Genomic DNA, 20,712 nt, shown 5'->3' on the forward strand with positions numbered 1-20,712 from the left:
TGTTATCTCAAAAGATAAAAAAAGGTAAATCTCACTTCAGGCTGCCGTCGGACGGTCAGCCTGTAATCCAGGCCCTGAAAGCAGGGCCACTGTTATCTTCAGTCCCGGTGAGGACCGGCAAGTACAGGCACGCTCCTGCTGTGCTGGCAGCAGGCAGGCACCATTACTGTTATCAAAGGACCTGTCCTGCCTGTCCGGCCGCCCGGACAGGTACCTTACCTGCCTGATAAGACCGGCCCTTTACTGCCTGCAAAGCTGGCGCTTTGGTCACCTGCAGAGCCAGCGCCTGTAGCGCCTGCTGTCCCGGCTCTTTGGGTGCCTGCAAGACCAGACAAGTGGCAGCTGCAGCTACGGGCCATTTAATGCCTGCCGGGCCTGTTTCTATCCGCAGGACAGTGCCTGTATCTGCCCCCGTTCGGGCTTTATTACCATGCGCCCAGTGCTCTTATGAGCTCAGGGCCTGGTCGTGGCTGTCCAGAGCGCTGCGCTCCTGAGCCTGAGCGGCCTCGTCAGCTGCTGCAGCTGCGCCCGGGCGGGTGACCGCAGCCAGCATAATGGCGCGGCGCCCGCCATTGCCATTGTGAAAATCAAGCTGACGCTGAGGACTTTCACGCAAACTGAGCTCTTCGCTGACACGGCTAAGACGTAATGGGTCAGTAACGGCCTGCAAATCAGCTACCGCCTGAGGATTAAGATCACGATAAGGCATAGCAGGAGGCAATGAGCTCAGGCTGTAACCCCAGCTGCTGCCACTGCCGGGCAAGCCGGTACCTGCAGGTGCATAAGGGTCAGGGGCTGCTGCCTGTGCAGCTCCTGCTACCGGAGCTGAGTGAGTATTAGCCCGGCCATGAGGCACAGCCATGCGGGCTGGCGAATAAGCCGTAACAGCCGGTAAGCCCGGGATGTAAGTCCTGGCTGCCTTTATGCCCGGAAAGCCCGGCACTGCCTTCATGTATGCCCCCTGACTCTCCGCTGCTGCAGCGGCGGCTGCAGCTGCGGTTGCAGCCACTGTTGCAACTCCTGATGGAGCCACTGTTGCAGCTGCTGTGGCAGTAGCTGCTGGAGCTCTGACCTTTGCTGTGCTCACAGTATCGCTCCTTGCAGAGTCTGCGGCATCAGCCGGGGCCACTGCAGCACCTGGAGCTGCTGCAGCTGCCGCTGTCACAGACTGTGCCGGAGCTGTACCGCCATGAGTCTGGGCAGGCGGAGCGCCATTGAGGCTTGCGTCGCTTTGGGAGTAAGAGGCCATGCTGCCCTCATAACTGCCGTAGGCAGCAGGGGCAGTGCCTGGTGCAGGTACCCCGTCATTAACAGCTGAATGAACATGATCCCAGGACATGAACAGATAGGGCTGCTTATCGGTGGTGAGATCGAGATTTGACCAGTCATGTATCCTTGAGAGCAGGGCACTGCGGTTATATACGCGTCTGATAATGCGTCCGGTATCAAAGGCTATGGCATTGCTGCGCAGCTCCATGAGATTGCGGGGATTTTTGCGTATGGGAAAGGACTCCTGATAAACATCAATTATCACTTCATCGCCTGTCTGGCCTGGGCCATGCTGGCCCGCACCAGCGGCTGTCTGGCCTGAGCCTGCTGCTGTGGCACCCGGCGCAGCGGCGCCATCTGCATTTAAGGCAGTGGCCGGAGCCGGGGCGGTGACGGCTGAATAAACATTACGGTCATTTTCCGAGATGGTTGCGTATGCGCCGGCTAGACCGGCGGCGGTGGTGCTGACCGGGGATTCAGCAGCCGGGTCCAGAGCAGAGTTATTACGGGCATTGATGCGCTGCCACAGAGCAGCGGCCTCACGCTCACGTGAGGCTGCATCACCATGGGCAAAGTCAGCAGCCTGAGCCTCGCCTATGACATGCAGACGCCACCATGGGGTAGATCCGCCCTGATCATCTGGCGGGGTATAGCCTTTGGCACCTGGTACCCCAAGGCCGGCAGCGGCCTCTTCCATGTCCTCACTTGAAGGCACAGCTCCGTTCCATGGCTGCACACGGCGCTGCGGGCTGCGGGCCTGAACAGCACAGTAATGCGCTTCTACTCCTGCAGCGCCCGCGCCCCTTTCATCAGCACAGTCCCCATCCCACAGGGCATTTTGCACCACGGCATCACCATTAAAATCAGCCCCTGCTTTATGGACACCACCACTCATATCCGCCTCATCAGCGCCCATTAAAGTACTCATCAGAGCATAGTCAGGGGCATTGGCACTGGCGGCGGCACTTTCAGGCAGGCCCAGAGCCACACCGGCTGCCAGCATGGCAGCCACGGCTGCCTGAGCATGGCTGCCATGCGGGCCATGAATGTCGTGCGGGCCATGGCTGGCGTGATATGCAACGCCCTCAGCCCTATACCCGGCAAGACTGTCAGCGAGGCGGTCAGCTGGGCGGTCAGCCTGGTTGTCATCGCGGCGGTCAGCCTGTCGGTCAGCTCGTGGGTCTGAATCCCTGAAAGGAGCTGTGATTTTTAAGGATCCGGCTGCAGCCGGGGCCATATTGTTATTGAGATTGTGCTCTTGCATAGTGCTGTCCTTATGTTGTGACCATGAAGGTAGTGAATAAAGGTTTTCCTGGGAGCTGCTGCGTAATTGCCCGTGGACACTGCCAGGGGCAGCCGGACGGGTTCCGGGCTCACCAGGGGAGTTCATGCTCTGCTCTGGCCTGCTCAGATCCGGGCCGGGGACGAGCCCTGGCTTGTAACTGATCGTGGGCCTGTGCTTGTGCCCTGGCATGAGAGTGCCCCCGGGAGGCCGCCTGCGCGCTCAAATCAGGCGCGGCGCTTTTTCTGAGAGAGCCGGTGGCCGTGGCAGCTGCTGCCATGGGCGACTGAGGCGGGCGGCCCCTGTCTGCTGCGGCTGCCTGAGTGTCATCAGGTACTTTAAGCGGGCCCTGAGCGGCCCATGGTGGCGGGTCGCCGGCACTGCCATGGGCGCTGTTGCCGGGGCCTCCGGCCTGCTCACTGAGCTGCCCGAGGCTGCGCGCTGCTTCCAGTACGGCCCAGGCCGTGTCTTGAGCGCTCTGACTGTTCTTAAAGCGCTGCTGCAGGGAGTGCAGGCGGGCAAATTCGCTGAGCACTGTTCCGGCCTGCTCAACAGCACCGGGCTCCTGGGCAGCCGCCTGAGGTACAGCCACACCCAGAGCCAGGGCTGACAGGGCCGCTGCCAGAGTAAGCATGACTCCGCCTCTGTCCCGCCCTGAGCTGCTGCCCTCATTGCCCTGTGTTCTCATGAGATCGGCCCGGGCCAGGTACTGTTGCTCTGTCTTGCCTGCACAGCTGTGTTCTGCACTGGGGTTAAGCGGCTGAGCAGAACTGTCTGCAGTACTGCCGGTATGACTGTGCCCGGCCGGGGCTGCTGCGCCGGTGGCCAGGGGCTGGGGCTCAGTCAGTGCTGAGTGCTGTGCAGCGGCCTTATTGTGGTCTTCAGCAGTGAGGTGGGCTCTTGCTATCTCCAGGCGGTGCTCTGACCACCACATGGAGGTAAGGCAGGAGCTCCACAGCGAGCGCAGTACCATGGTCTGGGCAGCGCGGGCCTGATCGCTGTGGTCATGGGCATTGAAAATGCCCAGGTGGCGGCCTTCAATGGAGCCCTCTACAGTGAGGCGGGCCAGCCAGCTGGTGTTTTCGCGGCGAAATTCAGGTATGTCGGGCAGATCCTCACTGGACACATTGGCAAGGGCTGACGAGAGCGAAGCCAGCACAGGATCGCCGCCCAGATAAAGGCCCCGCCCGTCACTGTCATAAACAGAGAGCATCTGGGCTTTGCTGATTAGCCCCTGCTCATGCAGAGCCTTGATATTGCGTTTTAAGACCTTGCGGGCCTGATCAAAGAGCTCGTGGGCCGGCAAAGCAAGCTGCTCAGTCAGGTCCTGCCCTGAGTGCCACAGCTCATCAAGGCGCGCAAAAGGCAAAGAGCGGTACCACTCAAGACGCGCCCGCTGGGCAGCCTCATCCCCTGATCTGCCTGAAAGTGTGTCCTTATGCAGCCGGTAGCGGGCTCCCGATCCTGTCATGCTCACCGTAACCCGGCCACCCCTGCGGCCCTCATCACTCTCTTGGGCATAAGCCCCGCCCATCTCTGGATGCATGGCCGCGCTCACTGCTCTGTCCGGCGCGCCTGCCGCGCCTGTATCAGCCCCACGGTCGGCGCCGCTGCCAGTGGCGGCTGCAAAAGTGCGCTTATCTAAGCTGGCCCTGCCCTCACCATGGGCCATGGCTCCGGCTCTGTCATGGCCATTATTAAAAGCACCTGCTGGCTGTGCCAGGAAAGCCCCTGCTTTCTGTGCCGGGGCGGCACTGCGCCCGGCCGCAGGACGCCCGGCTTCAGGGTGTTCAGAAGCTGGTCCACCCTGGCGTCCCGGACGCTCAGGAGGGGCCTCGCCGGTGCGCTCACGTAAAGCCTTTTTGCGTACGGCATACTCAACCAGTCTGTCGAGGCGCTGATGATTGCGCCTGGCTTCACTGAGCAGCTCACGTGCCCTGAGATTTCGGGGATCATCGGTGCGGCTGTCATGTAAGAGCTGCTCAGGCGGCAACTCACGCAGGGCCTCACGCCCGGCCGCTCCCTGCAAGGTATACAGGGACTTTGCAAGCTGCGCGGCTCCAGCAGCCTCATCAGCTGCCACATCGCCAGCCGCTACTGAAACCTGGGCTGCAGCCGTTGCTGAGCCAGCTCCCGGCTGTGCACATGCGGGCGCTGCAGGTACGGCGCTCTGACTCTTTGCGCTCTCCACGGTCACCCCGGCGGCTGGGCCACTGGAGCTGTCACTGAGGTATTTGCTTTCACTGCTGTTGTTCATTTGCATAGAACTTTCCTTATGTTGTGTTAACGATGGTGTTGCCAGGCTACGGGCCTGTGAACTTGCTCCGGGGGCGGTGGCAGCAGATGCTCCTGCCAGATCAGCTATGCCCAGGGCGCCTCCGTCCTGTACAGGCGCAGCTGCTCTGATATCTGCAGCTGAGTCAGGAGAGACCGGCACTGCAGTTCGGGCCTGAGCTGGAGATCCGGTAGCAGCGGCGGTCCATGGGGCTGCTGCGTCTGGTCGCTGACCGCCCCCTTCAGGGGCGGCGCCCAGCACGGGGGCAAAGCGCCTGTCACTGCGACTAAGCTGGCGCCAGCGCAGGGGCTCAAGCAGCAAATCACCCGGGGCAATCACGCTCACTTCCGGCTCCAGCCCCCAGGCGGCGGCTATCTGCCGGGCGCTGACAGGCGGGGGATCATCTACAGGCGTTGCGCCGCCCTCAAGGCCGCTATCACTGCTGCAGCCTGAGTCCAGCGCACAGCTGTGAGCGTCGCTGCAGCTGCAGCTGCCGCTCAGGGCGGCCTGTGCCTTTCTGCGGGCCCAGGCAGCAAGCTCGGCGCGGTAGTGCCTGTCTCTGACCTCCAGGTCCTCCCCCGAGCAGCCCATAGCTGACGGGGCATATAAAGACAGCTGCCACAGGGTCAGCGGCCCTGACAGACCAGGACCGTAAGCGCACAGCTGCGCAGCGCCATCAGGCAGACTGTTACAGTCAAAGCCCGGCGCCAGCCTGGCAACAGTCATCAGTGAGCCTGTGAGCGCCCCGGCGCCCTCTGAGAGCCCGTAAGCGCCTGCAGCTGCGACACTGCCTGGCGCCATAATGCTGCCTGCAGTGCCATGGCCTGGGGCTGTACTGCCGGGCTCTGTGTGCCTTTGTACTGACGGGCCGGCCATGGCCCTGAGCAGGGAGCTGATGGCACGGGGATCAGTCCAGTGCTGCAGCGCAGCATTAAGCCACAGCAGCTGCGCGGCCCTGGTACTGTCCGCACTGAGAGGCTGATAGTGGCTGGCCTGAAGATAGCCCTGCTCAATAAGGCAGCGCTCATACAGCCCACGGCCACGGCGGCGCCAGTCAGAGAGCCCCTCCTCAAGGGCATCAGGCCTGTGCTCAGGCCGGGCTGAAGCAGCAGCTGCCCCCTGAGCCAGGAGCGCAGGCGCGGTGTGCCCCTGGGCACCGGCCTTAGAGACAGACCGGGCGAAAGCGTCCTGCCCGACACCGTGCGGTGCGGAGCTGCCACTGTCAGATCCCACGGCCCCGTCAGTGCGCTCAGTGGCAGGTGCGCCCTGCAGGACGTCGCTGCCTGCCTTACCCCCGTAAGAGCTGTCAGCTTTACCAGCCCCGTAAGACCAGGCCCTTTGGGCTTTACTGTCAGCGCTGTATACAGAGGCTGCCTGGTCAGCATGGCCGTCAGGGCCTGCACGGTCAGCTGGGCCTGCTCTGTTAATGCCCTCAGAGCTGACAGGGCGCGCGCCGCCGGCTGTGTCCTTATCGGCACTTAGAGGGCGGGCGCCTCCGGCTGTGTTTTGATCGGCGCTAATCGGCCGGGCGCCGCTGACGGAGTCAGAAGCATTGGCCATGCGGGCTGTACTGTCAGTGCTGTTTTCCGCTGCCGGACTTAAAGGCTGGCTGCCTTCAGGCTCCATGCCGGGCACGGGCCTGATGTGAGCCTCACGCTGGCTGTACAGAGGGCGCAGTGCACCACTGTCATCGCGATCAGATCCGGCCTCCCTGGTGTTATCAGGGTCCATGCCCCTGATAAGAGCCGATCCGGCCTCAATAAGAGCCTCTCTAACCGCACGCCCCGCCTCAAAAGCACGCTGCAGGCGCGACCCGGTGCTGAGCTCATCATCAGATCCACTATGGGCCTGACCTGCAGATGCGCTGGCCTGTTCCCCGGTATCAGCTGCCCCAACTGCCAGGCCCGGACCTGAGTCCTTGCCGGTGCGCGCAGCATTACTGACCGGGTCGCCGGCCTGTGCTGCCAGTACTTCCTGTGCTGCAAGTGCTGCCTGCGCAGCCCCGGACCTGGCCTGCTGTCCTGAGTACAGGGCTGCCTCAGACAGCTGCGCTGTGTTCACCTGCCCGGGCTCCTGAGCCTGCTCCTGCTTGTGCACCTGCTCATGAATGGCTCTGGCGGCTGTCAGGGCTTTTTGCCCATCAGGGGCGCCAGCAGCCGTCTGCCTACCACTGGCCATGGCGCCTGAGTTCTCAGACTGAGCTCCCTGGTAAGGCGGATCAGACTGGTGTTCAGGACTGTCAGAGAGCTTATCCGTGGCCTGCTTACCGCTAAGGTCCGTCCGGGCAGCCCGGCCCGGCTGCTCAGAGCTGCCGGGCAGCTGACCGTCAGAGACCTTTTGAGACTGCCCTGGGGCTCTGTCAGCCGCGCTGCGCGGCAGCTTGCCATGGCGCAGCAGGTCAATTACCAGCAGGCCCCGGCCTGCGGGGCGCTCCTCCCGGCCTGTGGCACTGCCCTCAGAGCTGCCGGCTTCAGAGGTCCTGACACCGGCCCCGTAATGGACACTGTCAGGGGCATTAAAGTCACCATGCTCATCAAGGCGGCTCAGAGCTCTCAGTCCTGCCTGCTGCGCCAGGGATTTGAGAGCTTTGAGGGCTTTGATGGCAGTAAAAGCTTTCACAGCTTGCACATACTTAACAGCCTTGAGCTCAGAGTGATCTGCAAGCGCGGCAAGTCCTGTGAGCGCAGGCCATCCAGGCAGCCCAGTCAGTCTGGTGAGCTCTGCAAGCCCGGTCGGCCCGGTGAGCTCTTTTATCTCTGTCAGGTCTGCGGTCTCACCTGGCCCATCAAAGTCACCATGGAGCTCTGACAGACAGGTACTGAGATAAGCCTCGGCTGTGCTCACAGCTGTACCCACGGCGGTATTTATGGCCGTGCCAATGGCTGTGCTTACGGCTGTGCCCACGGCTGTGTGAGCATGCCGGGCGGCAACTGTGCCCAGAGCTGTGCTGGCAGCACGGTTCAGGGCTGTCATCAGCAGCCCCGGGGCCTTATGCGTAAGCCATCCCTGTGTCACTGGGCGCAAGCTCAGCCCTGCTGCCAGCTCCGGGAGCGCTGACAGGGTCAGGCTGCTGCCCTTAAGGGCTGGACGGCTCTGCCCTGGGGGCGGAGCCGTGGCCGGGGCCGGGCTGTGGTTCAGGGAGCGGTGTGGCCCACTGCGCCTGTGTATCTGCGGGTCAGATTCTGACTTGCGGGCCGGCAGGGCGCGCCGGGGCAGACTGGCCTCCCCTGTATGCGCGGCAGCTGCCAGTGCTGAAGGGCCGTAGCCTGGTATATGCTCACCGGCCTGAGCAAGGGCCATGGCAGCGGCCTGGGTATTGCCTATGGCCGGGCCATTGCCATAGACATCTGCCCATGGCCCTGAGTGACCGGCGGCAGCCATGAGCACCCTGCGCTCACTGAGATTTGAGCCATACAGGGACTCACTGTCGTGCGCCCCGGCCCGGGAGCTCAGCCACTTACGGCCCGACGCTCCTTCATCACTGCCGGTTGCACCTGCCTGCTGGGAGTGATCCGCGCTCGCCTGTGCACTGGCTGCCCCGTAAGTGCCAGCAGCTGCGGCCTGGTCCTGCGCCGGGGCAGAGCTCATGGCCTCTGCAGGCCTCCCGCTTCGGGCCCGGCTGCGCTGTGTCTGTGATGACTCAGGCAATGCCAGGCCCATGGCTGTCCCCCTCAGGGCGCTCATGGCAGCAGACGGGCGCCCGGGGTCACGGGGCTGGGATTGATCATGGGCCTGGTCCTTAGCCTGGGCCTGGGCTGGCGATGATGGGGACAGCTCATTTATCTGTGCTTTGTCTGCCCTTTCACTGCTGGTAAGAAAAGCGCCCCGCTCAGGCAAGTGACTGTCAGCTCCTGTAAGAAAAGCTGCTGATTGAGCAGATTCACTGTCAGAGCCCCTGAAAGTACGCCCTGCCGTCCCCTCATCGGGTTCGCCTCCGCCCTGATGCGACCTCTGATAAGAGCCGGCCATGTTGCGGTCACTGCTCTTTTGGGGCCGGGATTTACCAGGGCCGTCCCCCGGCTCAGGGCTGTTGTAAGAGGTCATAAGCTCGTAAAGCGAAACGCGCCTTATCTGAGCGTCGGCCTTACTGTCAGGGCCGTCAGAGGCCGCAGATACGCCTGCCACAGCTGAGGCTGTGGTGGCGGCATCAGGGACCGCATGAGCCACCTGACTGGACTTACCGGCCTGAGCCTGCCGGTCGTACTGAGCGGCCTTAGCCTGTTGGTCGTACTGACCGGCCTTAGTCTGCCGGTCAGACTGAGACAGCTGCACTGACGGGGCTGAGGCGGACTGAACCGCCTGGACCGAGCGCCGGGCAGCCAGCTCGAGGCTGTCATCAAAAAGGCTGGTCAGGGCCTCTTTATCAACCACGCGCTGCAGGCGCTCGGTGCGGGTCAGGTCACGGCCGCGCCATTTAAACCAGTCAGTTCCCTGCTCATAACAGTTCGCACAGTCCTGAGCTGAGGCCGGGTCCTGGTAAGCGGAACCGGCATAGGAGCCTGCAAGGCGGCTCTGCTTTCTTTGCCAGGCTGAGCTCTGGCGCCTGTAGCTCAGTTCACGCTCCTGATGGGAATAGACATTGCCGGGGTAATGCCAGGTTGCAGCGCCCTGAGAGGTGGCAAGTATGGCCGGCTGCCCGTCGGTAGCCGGGTCAGGCATAAAGGCGCGCTCAGCCTCTGCGCGCGCCCGGGCCGCCTCTGAGCGATCCGGCCCCGGCCCCACAGCTATACGGGCCTGACTTAAAGGCGGGGCTGCCCTGTCAGCCCATACCTGTGTTACCCCGGCCCGGCCTGGGAAAGGCCATGTTATCCCTGGCTGAAGTCCGCTCTGAGCCCGGGACCGTGACCGCACGGGCCGGAGCCACTGCAGACAGTGACCTGGTGCTCAGTTCAGTGTCTTCCGGTGCGGCTGCCGCCTTTACAGTCTCACGATCAGGCGCTGCAGGAGCGCGGGCGCCTGACTGTGAGCTTACGGCCATGGCCAGGTCAGCCGCCTCGGAAGAGGCAAGGTCAGTAGCCTCGGAAGAGGCAGGGTCCGGGGCGGGCGCAGCACTGGCTGTGCCGTGGGCATTGAGGGTGGCCAGCAGCTGCAGACCTGCGTCATGCTCAGGGTGCTGCTCTACCCAGTTGCGGGTCAGGGCCAGATAGCCACAGGAGCTGCTCTCAAGGGAGTTGAGCGCAAGGTCATAAAGTGAGCCCGGCATGGCATGAATGGCCCATGACATCATGCTGTCAGGAACGAGCATTTCCACAGCCGCGCCATCCTCAACCAGAGTAAGCAGAGCACGTGCAAGCTCCCTGAGCTCACTGTCATCAAGTGCAGCCAGTACCTTTGCAGTAGAGGAGGGGCTGAGCTCACAGCCCCTGCGCTCGCAAAGCTCATCAACAGTGGTCTGACTGGCTCTGAAGCTTACCAGGGAGACAATATGGCGCTCATGAGCCAGAGCGGCCCGCTGTGATCCAAAGACCAGCAGCTCCTGATAGCGCTCAGATAGCATTGCAAGGTGAGCTGCCAGAGTATCAGGCAGCAGCGTGGCACTGAAAACTACTGGATCGGCAAGGCCGTGCAGATTGAGATAAAACTGCCAGCCCTGCAGCTGCTCAAGGAAGGTGGCCAGATCCTGACGCTGACTGTCGTCCATGGCTGTAAGCCAGCTATAGACAGCACTGCTGCGATCCAGATCCACAGGACAGACAAAGTCCCCGCCCTGATCCCCGGCGCCGCTGTCAGATCCCTTACCGGCAGCAGTCACAGCTCTGTTATCAGCTACAGTGTCGATGTAAGCCACAGCGTCAGTGTCAGACACAGCGTCGGCATCATCCACCTCACTGCTGTCAGCCATGTCGGCAGTCACAGACAAGCCACCGTCCCCGGCAGCGGCCTGAGCGCTGCGCTCACTGAGCTGCGCAAGCTCAATGCGTCCTGCCTGAGCCCCCTGAGTGCTGCTGTTGCGCGGAGCTGATGAGCTGTAAACTGCCGCTCCGTCAAGTGCGGCTGTGACAGTCTCAGGCACAGCAGTAAGTTCAAAAGCCCTGCGGGCCTGCTCAAGCTCAGCTGATGCTGCTGCGGCTTTGGCGCCCTTACTGCCCACACCGCCGTCAGCAAGGCTGGCTGCAAGGCTGGTTGAAAGGCTGGCTGCAAGGCCAGTACTCTGCACACTGTGAACGCTGTGCGCGTCGTGAAGCCCGGACAATTCCCCGTGCTCCATGAGCGCTGCTCCTGCCGACAGCTCAGGTGTTGCAGGGCGGGAAGTGGCAGCGAAGCTGTTATGAGCTGCAGGGCTGGAATGGGCTGCCCCGGTGGCTGGCTCATGAATGTACCTGCTCTGTCCTGCCCGGGATGAGGAGCTCAGGGTCCTGTCCTGCTGTTGCTCAGGGGCTGTGCTCTTTGAGCTCTGTGAGCTGCGCTGCGTGGTACCGGCCTGAGTGCTGTCAGCCTGATAATGGGACTGCCAGGCAAGATATGAGTTGCGCTGGCCATCATGCAGGGCCTGCAGATGCTCAGGCTTGAGGGCAAACAGTCCATAAGCCTCAAGCTGCTTTTCCACGGCCTGCTCAATGCTGACATCAAGGCCGTCAGTGGCCTGCCATAAAGGGGAGCTGCTGTAAGCCATGCTGTCCTTAAGAGCCACATGAGCAATGATGAAGGACTCAAGCTCAGCCTGCTCAAGAGGGCTTAAGGTGCTCAGCACCTGCTCTACCAGGCCCTGCTGCTCAAAAGGCACTTCAGGCCACAACGTCTGTGTGCTCTGCCTGGTGCTGCCGCTGGCAGCGCTGCCCTGAGCGGCACGGGCGGCAGAGGCTGCAGCCAGGGCCTGTCTGAACTCAGGGCTGTTATCGGCCTTGCGCAGGCCCTGCTGCCACAGCTGAGCGGCCATGGCCTCATCGAGTATGCCCAGGCTGCCCCAGGCACGCAGCTTGTTTTCAATGGCTGCCTGCAGGCGGTGCGGCATCAGCCCGGCAAAGGCCATAAAGCTGTCGTGCGAGGCTGTACCCTGACGCTCAAGCTCATGCCAGGCCATCACTGTCTGCGTTAAAAAGTGCTCCACATGCAGCCATCCGGCACGGCCGCCTGCTGCTATGGCCTGATGTACAGGAGTGAAATCAGCCATATTCCCCGAAGCTGCCGCTGTCCTGCTGCCTGAGGCTGCAGCCAGGCCCGATGCAGCAGCACCCGGCCGAGACTGAGCTGCCGGCGCGGCCGGAGCTCTGGCAGCATCTGGTGTTATGGCAGCATCCTGTGCTCTGGCAGCATTCTGTGCCTGTGGGGCAGAGTGCTCAGGCGCTGCAGATGCCAGAGCGGCCGGGCTGGTTCCGGTGACTGCGGCACCGTCCTCAAGGGCACGGGGCTGATAGTCAATGGTCTTTATTAAGGGACGCACCTGACGCAGTGCGGTCAGGTTATCAATGCCCTGCTGCACTGACATGTGATCTGGCAGCCTGAACATGCCCAGATAGTCGCGGGCCATTGTCTGCTCATTGGCCTGAGCCATGGCGGCTGTATAGGCAGGACTGCCCCACAGATGAAGCATGTCCATGTACAGCTCACGGCTGTCTCTGCCCTGAAAGTCAGCAGCTGAGGCAGTGATATTGCGCATGGACTCGCCTGAGAGCACAAAGAGCTCCTCATCGCTCATATGGCCATCGGGATTTAAGACCTTTTGCTGGTCGCTGCCGTAATAGACGCCACCCAGCTGCTGGCCCACTATCTGGCCCATATGGTCAGTATCAGAAGGCTCAAGTGTGGTAAAGGTAAGCAGGGGCAGTACATCATGGGTAAAGTCCTGAGCCAGGCGGTGGCTCAGTGAACCCAGAGTGCCCATGAGGCTGTCTTTATCCTCCTCGGCGACAAAGTGGTTAAAAGGCACAAAGAAAGCAGCAACAGCGGCAATCAAAGTAAGGGAAAAAGCTGTCCTAATCAGGGAAAACACGCTGGAAAGCGGGTGATTAAAGACAAAGAGCAGAGGTTTAAACAAATTTCTCATAGCCCCTCCAGGGCTCACTAATGACCATGCCTGTTGATTAAAGGCCCCCTCAGACTTCCCCAGCTCAATGAAGTTAAACCTGAAGCTGCAGCCTGACGTATGTGCAGCTGCAGCTGAGGTGACAGCCGGACGTATGTTCATCTGCCCTGGCTGCAGATCAGGCAACAGCCCTGGGCTGTCATGCCCGGTCAGCTGCGGTCACCTCAATTGGGGAAAGATTTCATTCAGCGGGAAGGACGGCCTTGCAATGCAGGCCCCTGTGTACTACTGGACGTTATCTGCGCCAGGGACGTGGGAGCTGCACATACCTGCACGAGCTGCCTTGAGAGCGGCCATGCTGTCATCGGGCTGACCGCATTTGATGGCAGCAGCGCTGTCCGGGGTGGCCGCGTGGATAAAGTCACGGACACAGGCAGCAGCCCGGGCGGACTGCATGCGGCTTTGTCTGGTGCGGGCGCTGCGACTAAGGGCATGAGGCTGTGCCCCTTTGCTCAGGCCGTACTTTGCAAGGCCCATAAGCTCGCAGCTGGCTGCCTGCAAAGTGGCCTTGTGAGCGGCTGTTTTGCCGTGGCCTGCCCCGCAAAGCTCCATGGTCTGGAGCACAGAGCTGCGTGCGGCGGCCGCAGCTGCTCCGCCCCTGGCTGCTGATAGGCGCTGTTCACAGTGGCTGTGAACACTGTGAGCTGATCCTGAGTCAGCTGGTGCAGTCAGGGAGCGGACGGATTGACTGGCTTTATCACCAGTGACGGGGCACTCGGAGCTGCTCTCCTGGGATTGAGAAGACTGTGTGCCTGAGCCCTTATTCAGGGAAACACCGGGGGACGGAGCTGAAGCAGACGCTGGAGCGGGATCCAGTGCTGGTGCTGGAGCAGGGACAGGAGACGGTGCAGGGGCCTGAACCCTGGTAAGGCGGGATACTGTACCTGGCTCCTGCGACTGCGGGCGCTGATACAGGCCGCATAATGAGCGCACCAGTTGCCACATACGGGGCAGGGCCGAGACCGGGAAGGTGGAGCTGTCTGAGGCAGCCCGCAGCGCACCTGGGCTGCGGGCTGCACCTGAGATCAGATACCTGCCATCAGCTGCACTTGTGGCTGCACTGGAGGAGACGTTTTGATATGAAGGCACAGTGCCCGGGACACAGTAAGTAAGATTGAGGCCGTGATGGCACAGGGGCTGAACAGTAAGACGGGCACTGTCAGGCCTGGTCTGAACAAAGGAGGCATAAGCTCCCAGATCGACCTTGTGCATGCTCAGATTGAGCCTTTTATGACAACAGGTCATAGTGTTACTCCTTAAGCTTGATAAGCATGTTTCATGGGTATTAATCAGGGGGTTGCGCAGCTGCACCGGGAGCACAGTCGCAGCACTGACCGGAGCGCAACTGCAGCAGCATCGAGCGCACCGCCAGCGCTCCATATGGCAATGAGCATCCTGTACGGCCCAGCAGCCCTCCTGGCAGCCCTGGCCTTGCAGCACTGTGCATGCAGCAGGCTGTACTGGCTCCAGGTTTGGGCAACCGGGCCCGGCTCTGACGGCGGCAGGCGCCGTAACTGGGGGTACGCCGATTATGCTGGCGGCCACGGCCGCCCCTGACTGTTTATTACCTTTGTTTGTGTTGACTTGCAGCAGCGGCCCTGGGCCGTGCTGCCATGGCTGAGATGTAAGAACTCAGGCGCTGGCCGGGGAGCTGCAGCAATGACAGCTCCCCGATCTCAGAGCAGCCGCTCTGACAGGCAGTGCCTGATACTGTTATCACCAGTCATGCATGGGAGCACGACTGGATACTGTTATCACCAGAGCTTATGCGGGACATAAACCCTGATACCGTTATCTTCAGGCCCGTGTCACTGATAGCAATGACAATAAGCCGGGCCGGAACTGTTATCGCCAGTCCTGCATGGGAGCACGACTGGATACTGTTATCTTCCTTATGCTTAAAGCTCGGGAAGTAAAAACTGTTAAGGGACGTCTCATTACTGTCCCTCAAATGAAGGCTTGCATGCCTGTGTGCCGGGCCAGCCATGGCCAATGGCCATGGTCATGCCCTGACTGCAGCTGGCAGGTGGGGCCGCTTTAAGCCATGCTCCGCGCCTGTCAGTTGAACAGGCGGTGCAGGGCACAGGCACTGCCAGGCAATGCACAGCCGCAGCTGTACCAGGCTGGTGCCGGGCCGGGGCTGTGCGCTGTATGGCCGCCGGGCCGGGCTGGGGTCAGCGGCTGTGGCGGGAGAAGAAACAGCTCAGGGCAAAGGCCTGAATAAAGCACTGCAGCCACAGCACCACCAGGGTGTATTCAATGCAGAATAACCAGCCCTGCCAGAGCATTAATACTGCAAGGGCGCTGATCACCAGATTAAGGGGCGAGCGTATGCGGGTGAAATAACGCAGGCCCATCAGGGAGCGGTGATGGAGCTCACTGGTAAGTCCCACATGATGGCCCCAGAGCATGCCGGTTACGGCCATGGTCAAAGGCAGCTGCCATGAGGAGCTGACTACCTGCCATACGGCCATACATCTGTCGGTAAAGCTGGTGTGCTCATAAAGCAGGGCACTGAGCTCTCCGCTGCCTCGCAGCATTACCTCAAGGGCAATGGCGCTGTAAGCCGTTACACTCTGGCCCATCTCAAGGGATGAGGAGAGCAGCGAATCAAGCTGTCCGTCATCGATAATCATCCCCGGTACCAGCACCATAAGCAGTATCAGCCCTGCCTCAAGAGCAAGGCTGTACATGCGTATGAGCATCTGACTGAAAATAAGGGCGGTCAGGGCATAAATAACCCGTATGCAGCCGCTCTTAACAAGTCTGAATACATAAACAGGCAGCAGTGCAGCACGGGTGAGCATGCTGCTGCGCTGGCGGCCCTGATGGGCTCGGCCATCGCTGCTGCCATGGCTGCTGCCATTAACTGATCCGGCATAAGCCTGATTATGGTCATGGGCGGCTGAGCGGGCCTGCTGACTGAAGGGCGAGCTGGCAATACAGGATCGGTCCATACCAGGTACAGTGGACTTGAGCGCGGCGGCAGTTAAAGGAGCAGGGGAGACAAGTACTCTGTCATTACATCCCGGGCGCTCAGGATTGTCACAGCTGAGCAGCTCATGGATAACGTCATCACAGTTATGGCCCGTGGCGCCTGGTGCTTCCGGGATGCCCCCGTGACCAATGCCATGGGCAGCTGCACGGGTGCTGCCATCAGAGCCAATAACATCAGCACTGCTGTGCGCCTGCATGCGCGATGAGCTTATGTGCATGGACAGAAAGTCCTCATCACGCAGCGGCATGACAGTCAGATTCTGAGCTGTGCTTACTCTGATTACAGGCTCAATGTTTATGGCAAAAGGAGCAATGCCGTCCCTGTAGCCCACAGGATCATCAATTTCAAAAGCTTTGTGCTCCAGGCCGGCACTGCCATGGTGTCTGGCGGACTCCTCAAGAGCCTGATCAGACAGATATGGCTGATGAGCCTGAGCCCCATGCCATGGCTGTGAGCATGATGCACGCTGTGAGGCTGCTGACGCAGGCAGTGATGGACTTTCAGCTGGTGCAAAATCAGGAGGTCCGGGGACAAAGAAAGAGGCTGAATCAGGCACAGGGCTTCCACTTGCTCTGTCAGCCGGTAATGCTGCCCTGCAATCCTGTGGAGATACCGGATCTGAGGCACTGCTGGCAGTGGACTTATCAGTATGAGTAAGGCCAGAGCTGTCAGCTGCTGCACGGTTATCTGAGTCTGGCGGGCAGGAACTGGCAGATGCAGACGCGGCGTCGGCAGCGGTGGCAGACGCGGTGGCTGCGCTGGCTGAGGCAGATGCAGGGGCATCTGAGAAGTTACTGCGGCTGCGTGCGGCTGTCTGTGCGGCATGCTCCTGCCACTGCTGCAGAGTATGCAAATCAGGGCGGAAGCTGCCCGAGCCGCGACGGTCGATAATGGGAATGAAACCCTTGTAGAAATGACCGTTGGCAAAGCGGGCGACAAATTCAAAATTAGGCAGCAGCGAGAGCATGGAAGGCGGAAACTTCTCACATTCCTCCTGCATCATGCCCCGGGAAATGGATGATGACGTGCCTGATCCTACCTGGGACGAGGACACTGAAGTATTGATATGGGTACGTGAAGTAGCTGGCAGTCCTGAAGTAACAACTGAGGCCGTTTCCCTGTTCATAACGCGCAGAGAAATGACATTATTGCAGTTGTCGATAAACTGCTGGGCTATGTCACGTGAGCCCATACGGGCTGCAAGGTCAGCTGTTGACTGAGTGGCAATGGTGATATTGAATCCTGCCGAACGCGACTTGTTAAGCAGCTGCAGCAAAGGCTCATTGGCAAGCTCTGAGGCCTCGTCAATAAAGACTGAAATACGGCGGTGATCGTTGATATTACCGGCAATGATCTGACCTGCAGTAGCGGCCAGGTCTGACAGCAGCAACTTGCCCAGATTACGGCCGGTATTGCTGTCCTTAAGGCAGTGCAGACCGGCATAGAAAATCATGTTATTGCGTACTATGCTGCGAAACGAAGCCTGAGGCTGCTCTGAGGACAGCAGCTCGAGCAGGTCACCTGAAGTAAGCCCGGTAATGGACGGCCTGATAGAGGATGTTGTCTTGTCAAAGTAGAGGCTGTTGGTCAGGCATACCTGAAAGATCTGGCTCATTGAGGTATCAGAGCGTACATAGCCACTGGCAGTAAGCCAGTCATAAAATTCCTTGAGGGCAACAAGGGCTGCCGGACGGGCTGCACTGGAGCGTACTGTCTTTGTTTTGCTCTTGCTTGCCACTGCAGCGGCACGCTCCTCAGCTGCCAGGGCATCAGATTCAATCTGACGCTCCATTTCATCAAGGTCCAGAGCCGAGGCTCCACCTTCGGAGCTGACATTAAGACGGCCGCCCATGGCAGCTGCCATGTCAAAGCCAGCTCCCATGGCAGCACTGCCGTCCTCGCCGCCAGAGGCAGCTGCAGATGCTGCATGAGCGCGTCTGTAGGCACGACGGCTGCGTCGTGAGTTCAGGGAGCTGTCCTCATCATCGTCAGCACAGTCACTGCCTTCACCGCATCCGGCACTGCTGCCAGCCAGGTCAGCTGAACAGGCAGACGATCCATTGAGCTCATTGAGCAGCTCATCATCAGAAGGCATTTCCTCTACATCCTGATGCAGGCCGTCCTCATCTTCTGCTTCCATGGCGGCAAGGCGCTGTGCAGCTGCCTGACCGTCACTGGCGGCAATCTCACCAATCTCCGAGAGTCTGACTACGGCTTTTTCTACCTGAGACTGGGACACGGTCTTAAAGCTGTCGCCCATCAGGGCACTGACAGCAAAACGGCTTACTATCAGGCGCTTGTCTGAGATACCGTGAATACGGTTGTAGTAGACCGAGCAGGCCGGATTGTTAATGGCAATAACAGTAAGATTGATGATCTGACGCAGAGCCATTTCATAATTACGGTGCTGACAGACATAGCGGCGAATATTGGACAGAGTGACCTTTTCACCCAGCAGACGACAGCACTCAACGGCGGCGCTTACGGCCATAATGGCATAGTCCTTAAAGACGCTGTCAGGACCGTCAATCAGGGTTTTCAGACGCGAACCGATTTCCGAAGCGCGCTCAAAAGTTGCTGTAGGATTAATTCCTCTGTTGATTTCATCAAAGAGACGGTCATCAAGCCTGGTATCATAAATAGTATTGTCATAGCCATTACTGCTGTCTGTGCGCAGGGATCTGAGCTGGGCTATGCCCTTAAGAAAGTCGCTGTCAGGCATGAGATCAGAGCCGTCAATCACCACTCTTGCTCCCGGACCGACGGCTGCCTGTCCGGCAGCAGACTGGTCAGCGTTCAGTGATCCGGTTAAAGGCGATCCTGAATCATGATGCTTTCCATAAGTACTAATATTGCGACCACTCTGAGATTCCCGGCCATCATAAATGGATTGCTCTGTGTTCAGCACTTCGCTGTGCTCACAGCTCCAGGAGCGGGCGCCGTCAGCTGAGCTGTCCTGTTGTCTGTTATCAGCCATGGTGCTGCCATGGACTTCTTCGTGCCATGCAGCAATGAGACGGGATGAGGCACGTCCGCAGCGCTCCAGACCGGCAGCATCATAGTGCTCGGCGCTTACCAGACTTGACAGTCCTTTGCGAACTCTTGAGTTGGCAGCAAGCTCAAAAGCGCTCATAGGGGCTATGTTCATGGTCTTACTGGTAATTACTGCATTGTCAAAGGCCTGAGGTACAGAGGCCACACCTGTGCTTGCTGAAGCAAAGGCACGGCCGCGCTCACTGTTAAGGGAAGGAGCTGCCGGGCGGCCCACATCAAGGCATACCATATTCTCAAGGGGCTCACGCTCAGCGGCGCGGGCGGCCCTGATAAGGGACATCTGCAGATCACGATCGCCCTTTGGGTCGAGCACAATTACGGTATCGCCACGCATAATGGCCTGAGATACCAGCAAATCAAAGAAACGGGTCTTGCCCGAACCTGTAGTACCCAGCAGCAGAGTATGACCAGCAAGATCACGTACGGGAACTACAATAGGCTCATAGCCGTCATCGCAGGCCACAGCATGAATATCAGGCGATCCATTGGTGCCAAAAGGCGAAGGATTATTGCCTGCCTCCATTATGTGCATGAGGGCACGGGTATGACGGGGCAGCCACTCAAAACCAAAGCCATACAGGCAGAGATCAGAGGGCAGAACCTGTGCTTTGGCGTTAACTGCAGGCAGCATTGCCGTGCCATCAAGAGCAGCGCCCTGAGCGCCATAAGGATCACTGGCTCCACCAGCGGCAAAGGCTGATCCCTGCTGTGATGCCCAGGAGCGGGCAGCTCCCTGTTGTGATGACCAGGAGCTGGCAACTTCCTTAATGGCGGCGCTGACAGCAGCGCCCTGAGACAGACTGCCACCGGCACGCTCACGAGCCTGACGCACGGCCTGAGCAGCTTCTTCACCGCAGGCACCGGCCTCGATACTCAGTTCCTGGGCCCGTACTGCCAGAGTCTGAGCAATGGCTTCCATGGTCATAAGGCGTCCGGCATAGACGGGCTGGTCACAAAGCAATGGAACACTCAGACTTTTGATATGACCGCTGTTGATAATTGTGCGGCCTGCCTGAGCAGATGCTGAGCCTGGTGCACGCTGTGCAGCCAGTACGCCCTGAGCAATGATGTAATCCTCTACTGTTACCGGAGTGCTCATAATCATACGGCCACTCTTATGGCCACCATTGGCAATATAGGCTTGCAGATTGTGCTCCTGCTCTGCTTTGAGCAAATCACCGGCAAGCCCCTCGCCAGCACTTGCACCGGCACGGGCACTGGCACCGTCACAGGAACTGGCACCAGCACGTGCACTTGCACCGGAGGCGGCACTTACGCTGCCGGACTTTACGCCCTGACAGGCTGCCTCAAGGCGGGCGGCTCTGATGCGATCAGCTGCTACGGTTTCAGGGGTGCGGGCCCGCCATGATAAAGACAGGCGTAAAGGGGTGAACAGAACACGTCCCTGCAGATATGAACGGTAAGAACGCTGTGCCAGCATGGGAGAGTTGAGCACAGCCGAACCAGGGCCCATACCTACTCGTGGCAGGGTTACCACGTAAAGATACAGAGCCTGCATGATAATGACAAAGAGCAGGCCCATACCGGCAGTTGCTTCAAGCATGAAGGCAACCAGTACCAGCAGCGCACTGACCAGAGCAAGGCCGGTAACCACTCTAATGGAGGCAACATTATCAAGGCCATGGCCAAGCAGCATGTCATCACGATGATAGTGGCCATCGGAGTTAATGCGCGATGAAAACAAGAAACCCAGCGCCTTGTTCAGATATTTAACATGGGCAAACATCCAGGGTTCTCCCCGTAACTGTTATCAAAATGTCCTGCCTGCAAACGAGGCCTCAGACACTATG

At 60.0% G+C, this 20,712-nt stretch carries 5 protein-coding genes; all 5 read right to left on the reverse strand.

The window, feature by feature from the left end; translation table 11 throughout:
- Positions 1–445 precede the first annotated feature (445 nt).
- Positions 446–2,533, reverse strand: a complete 2,088-nt coding sequence (locus tag MXE41_RS01785) for a hypothetical protein (protein ID WP_247099147.1) — start codon at positions 2,531–2,533, stop codon at positions 446–448.
- A gap of 109 nt (positions 2,534–2,642) precedes the next feature.
- Entirely contained in the window at positions 2,643–9,485 is a 6,843-nt protein-coding gene (locus MXE41_RS01790) for a hypothetical protein (protein ID WP_247099148.1), read from the reverse strand.
- A gap of 100 nt (positions 9,486–9,585) precedes the next feature.
- Positions 9,586–12,810: a hypothetical protein gene (locus MXE41_RS01795; protein WP_247099149.1), complete on the reverse strand. Its 3,225-nt coding sequence runs from the start codon at positions 12,808–12,810 to the stop codon at positions 9,586–9,588.
- Positions 12,811–13,074: 264 nt separating this feature from the next.
- Positions 13,075–14,094 (reverse strand): hypothetical protein, encoded by a 1,020-nt coding sequence (locus MXE41_RS01800; RefSeq protein ID WP_247099178.1) that lies wholly within the window; start codon positions 14,092–14,094, stop codon positions 13,075–13,077.
- 929 nt (positions 14,095–15,023) lie between these two features.
- On the reverse strand, positions 15,024–20,648 hold the full coding sequence (locus MXE41_RS01805) for a type IV secretion system DNA-binding domain-containing protein (RefSeq protein ID WP_247099150.1): 5,625 nt from the start codon (positions 20,646–20,648) through the stop codon (positions 15,024–15,026).
- Between the last annotated feature and the right edge of the window lie 64 nt (positions 20,649–20,712).

This window comes from Anaerobiospirillum sp. NML120449 (assembly GCF_023051105.1).
GTDB lineage: Bacteria > Pseudomonadota > Gammaproteobacteria > Enterobacterales > Succinivibrionaceae > Anaerobiospirillum.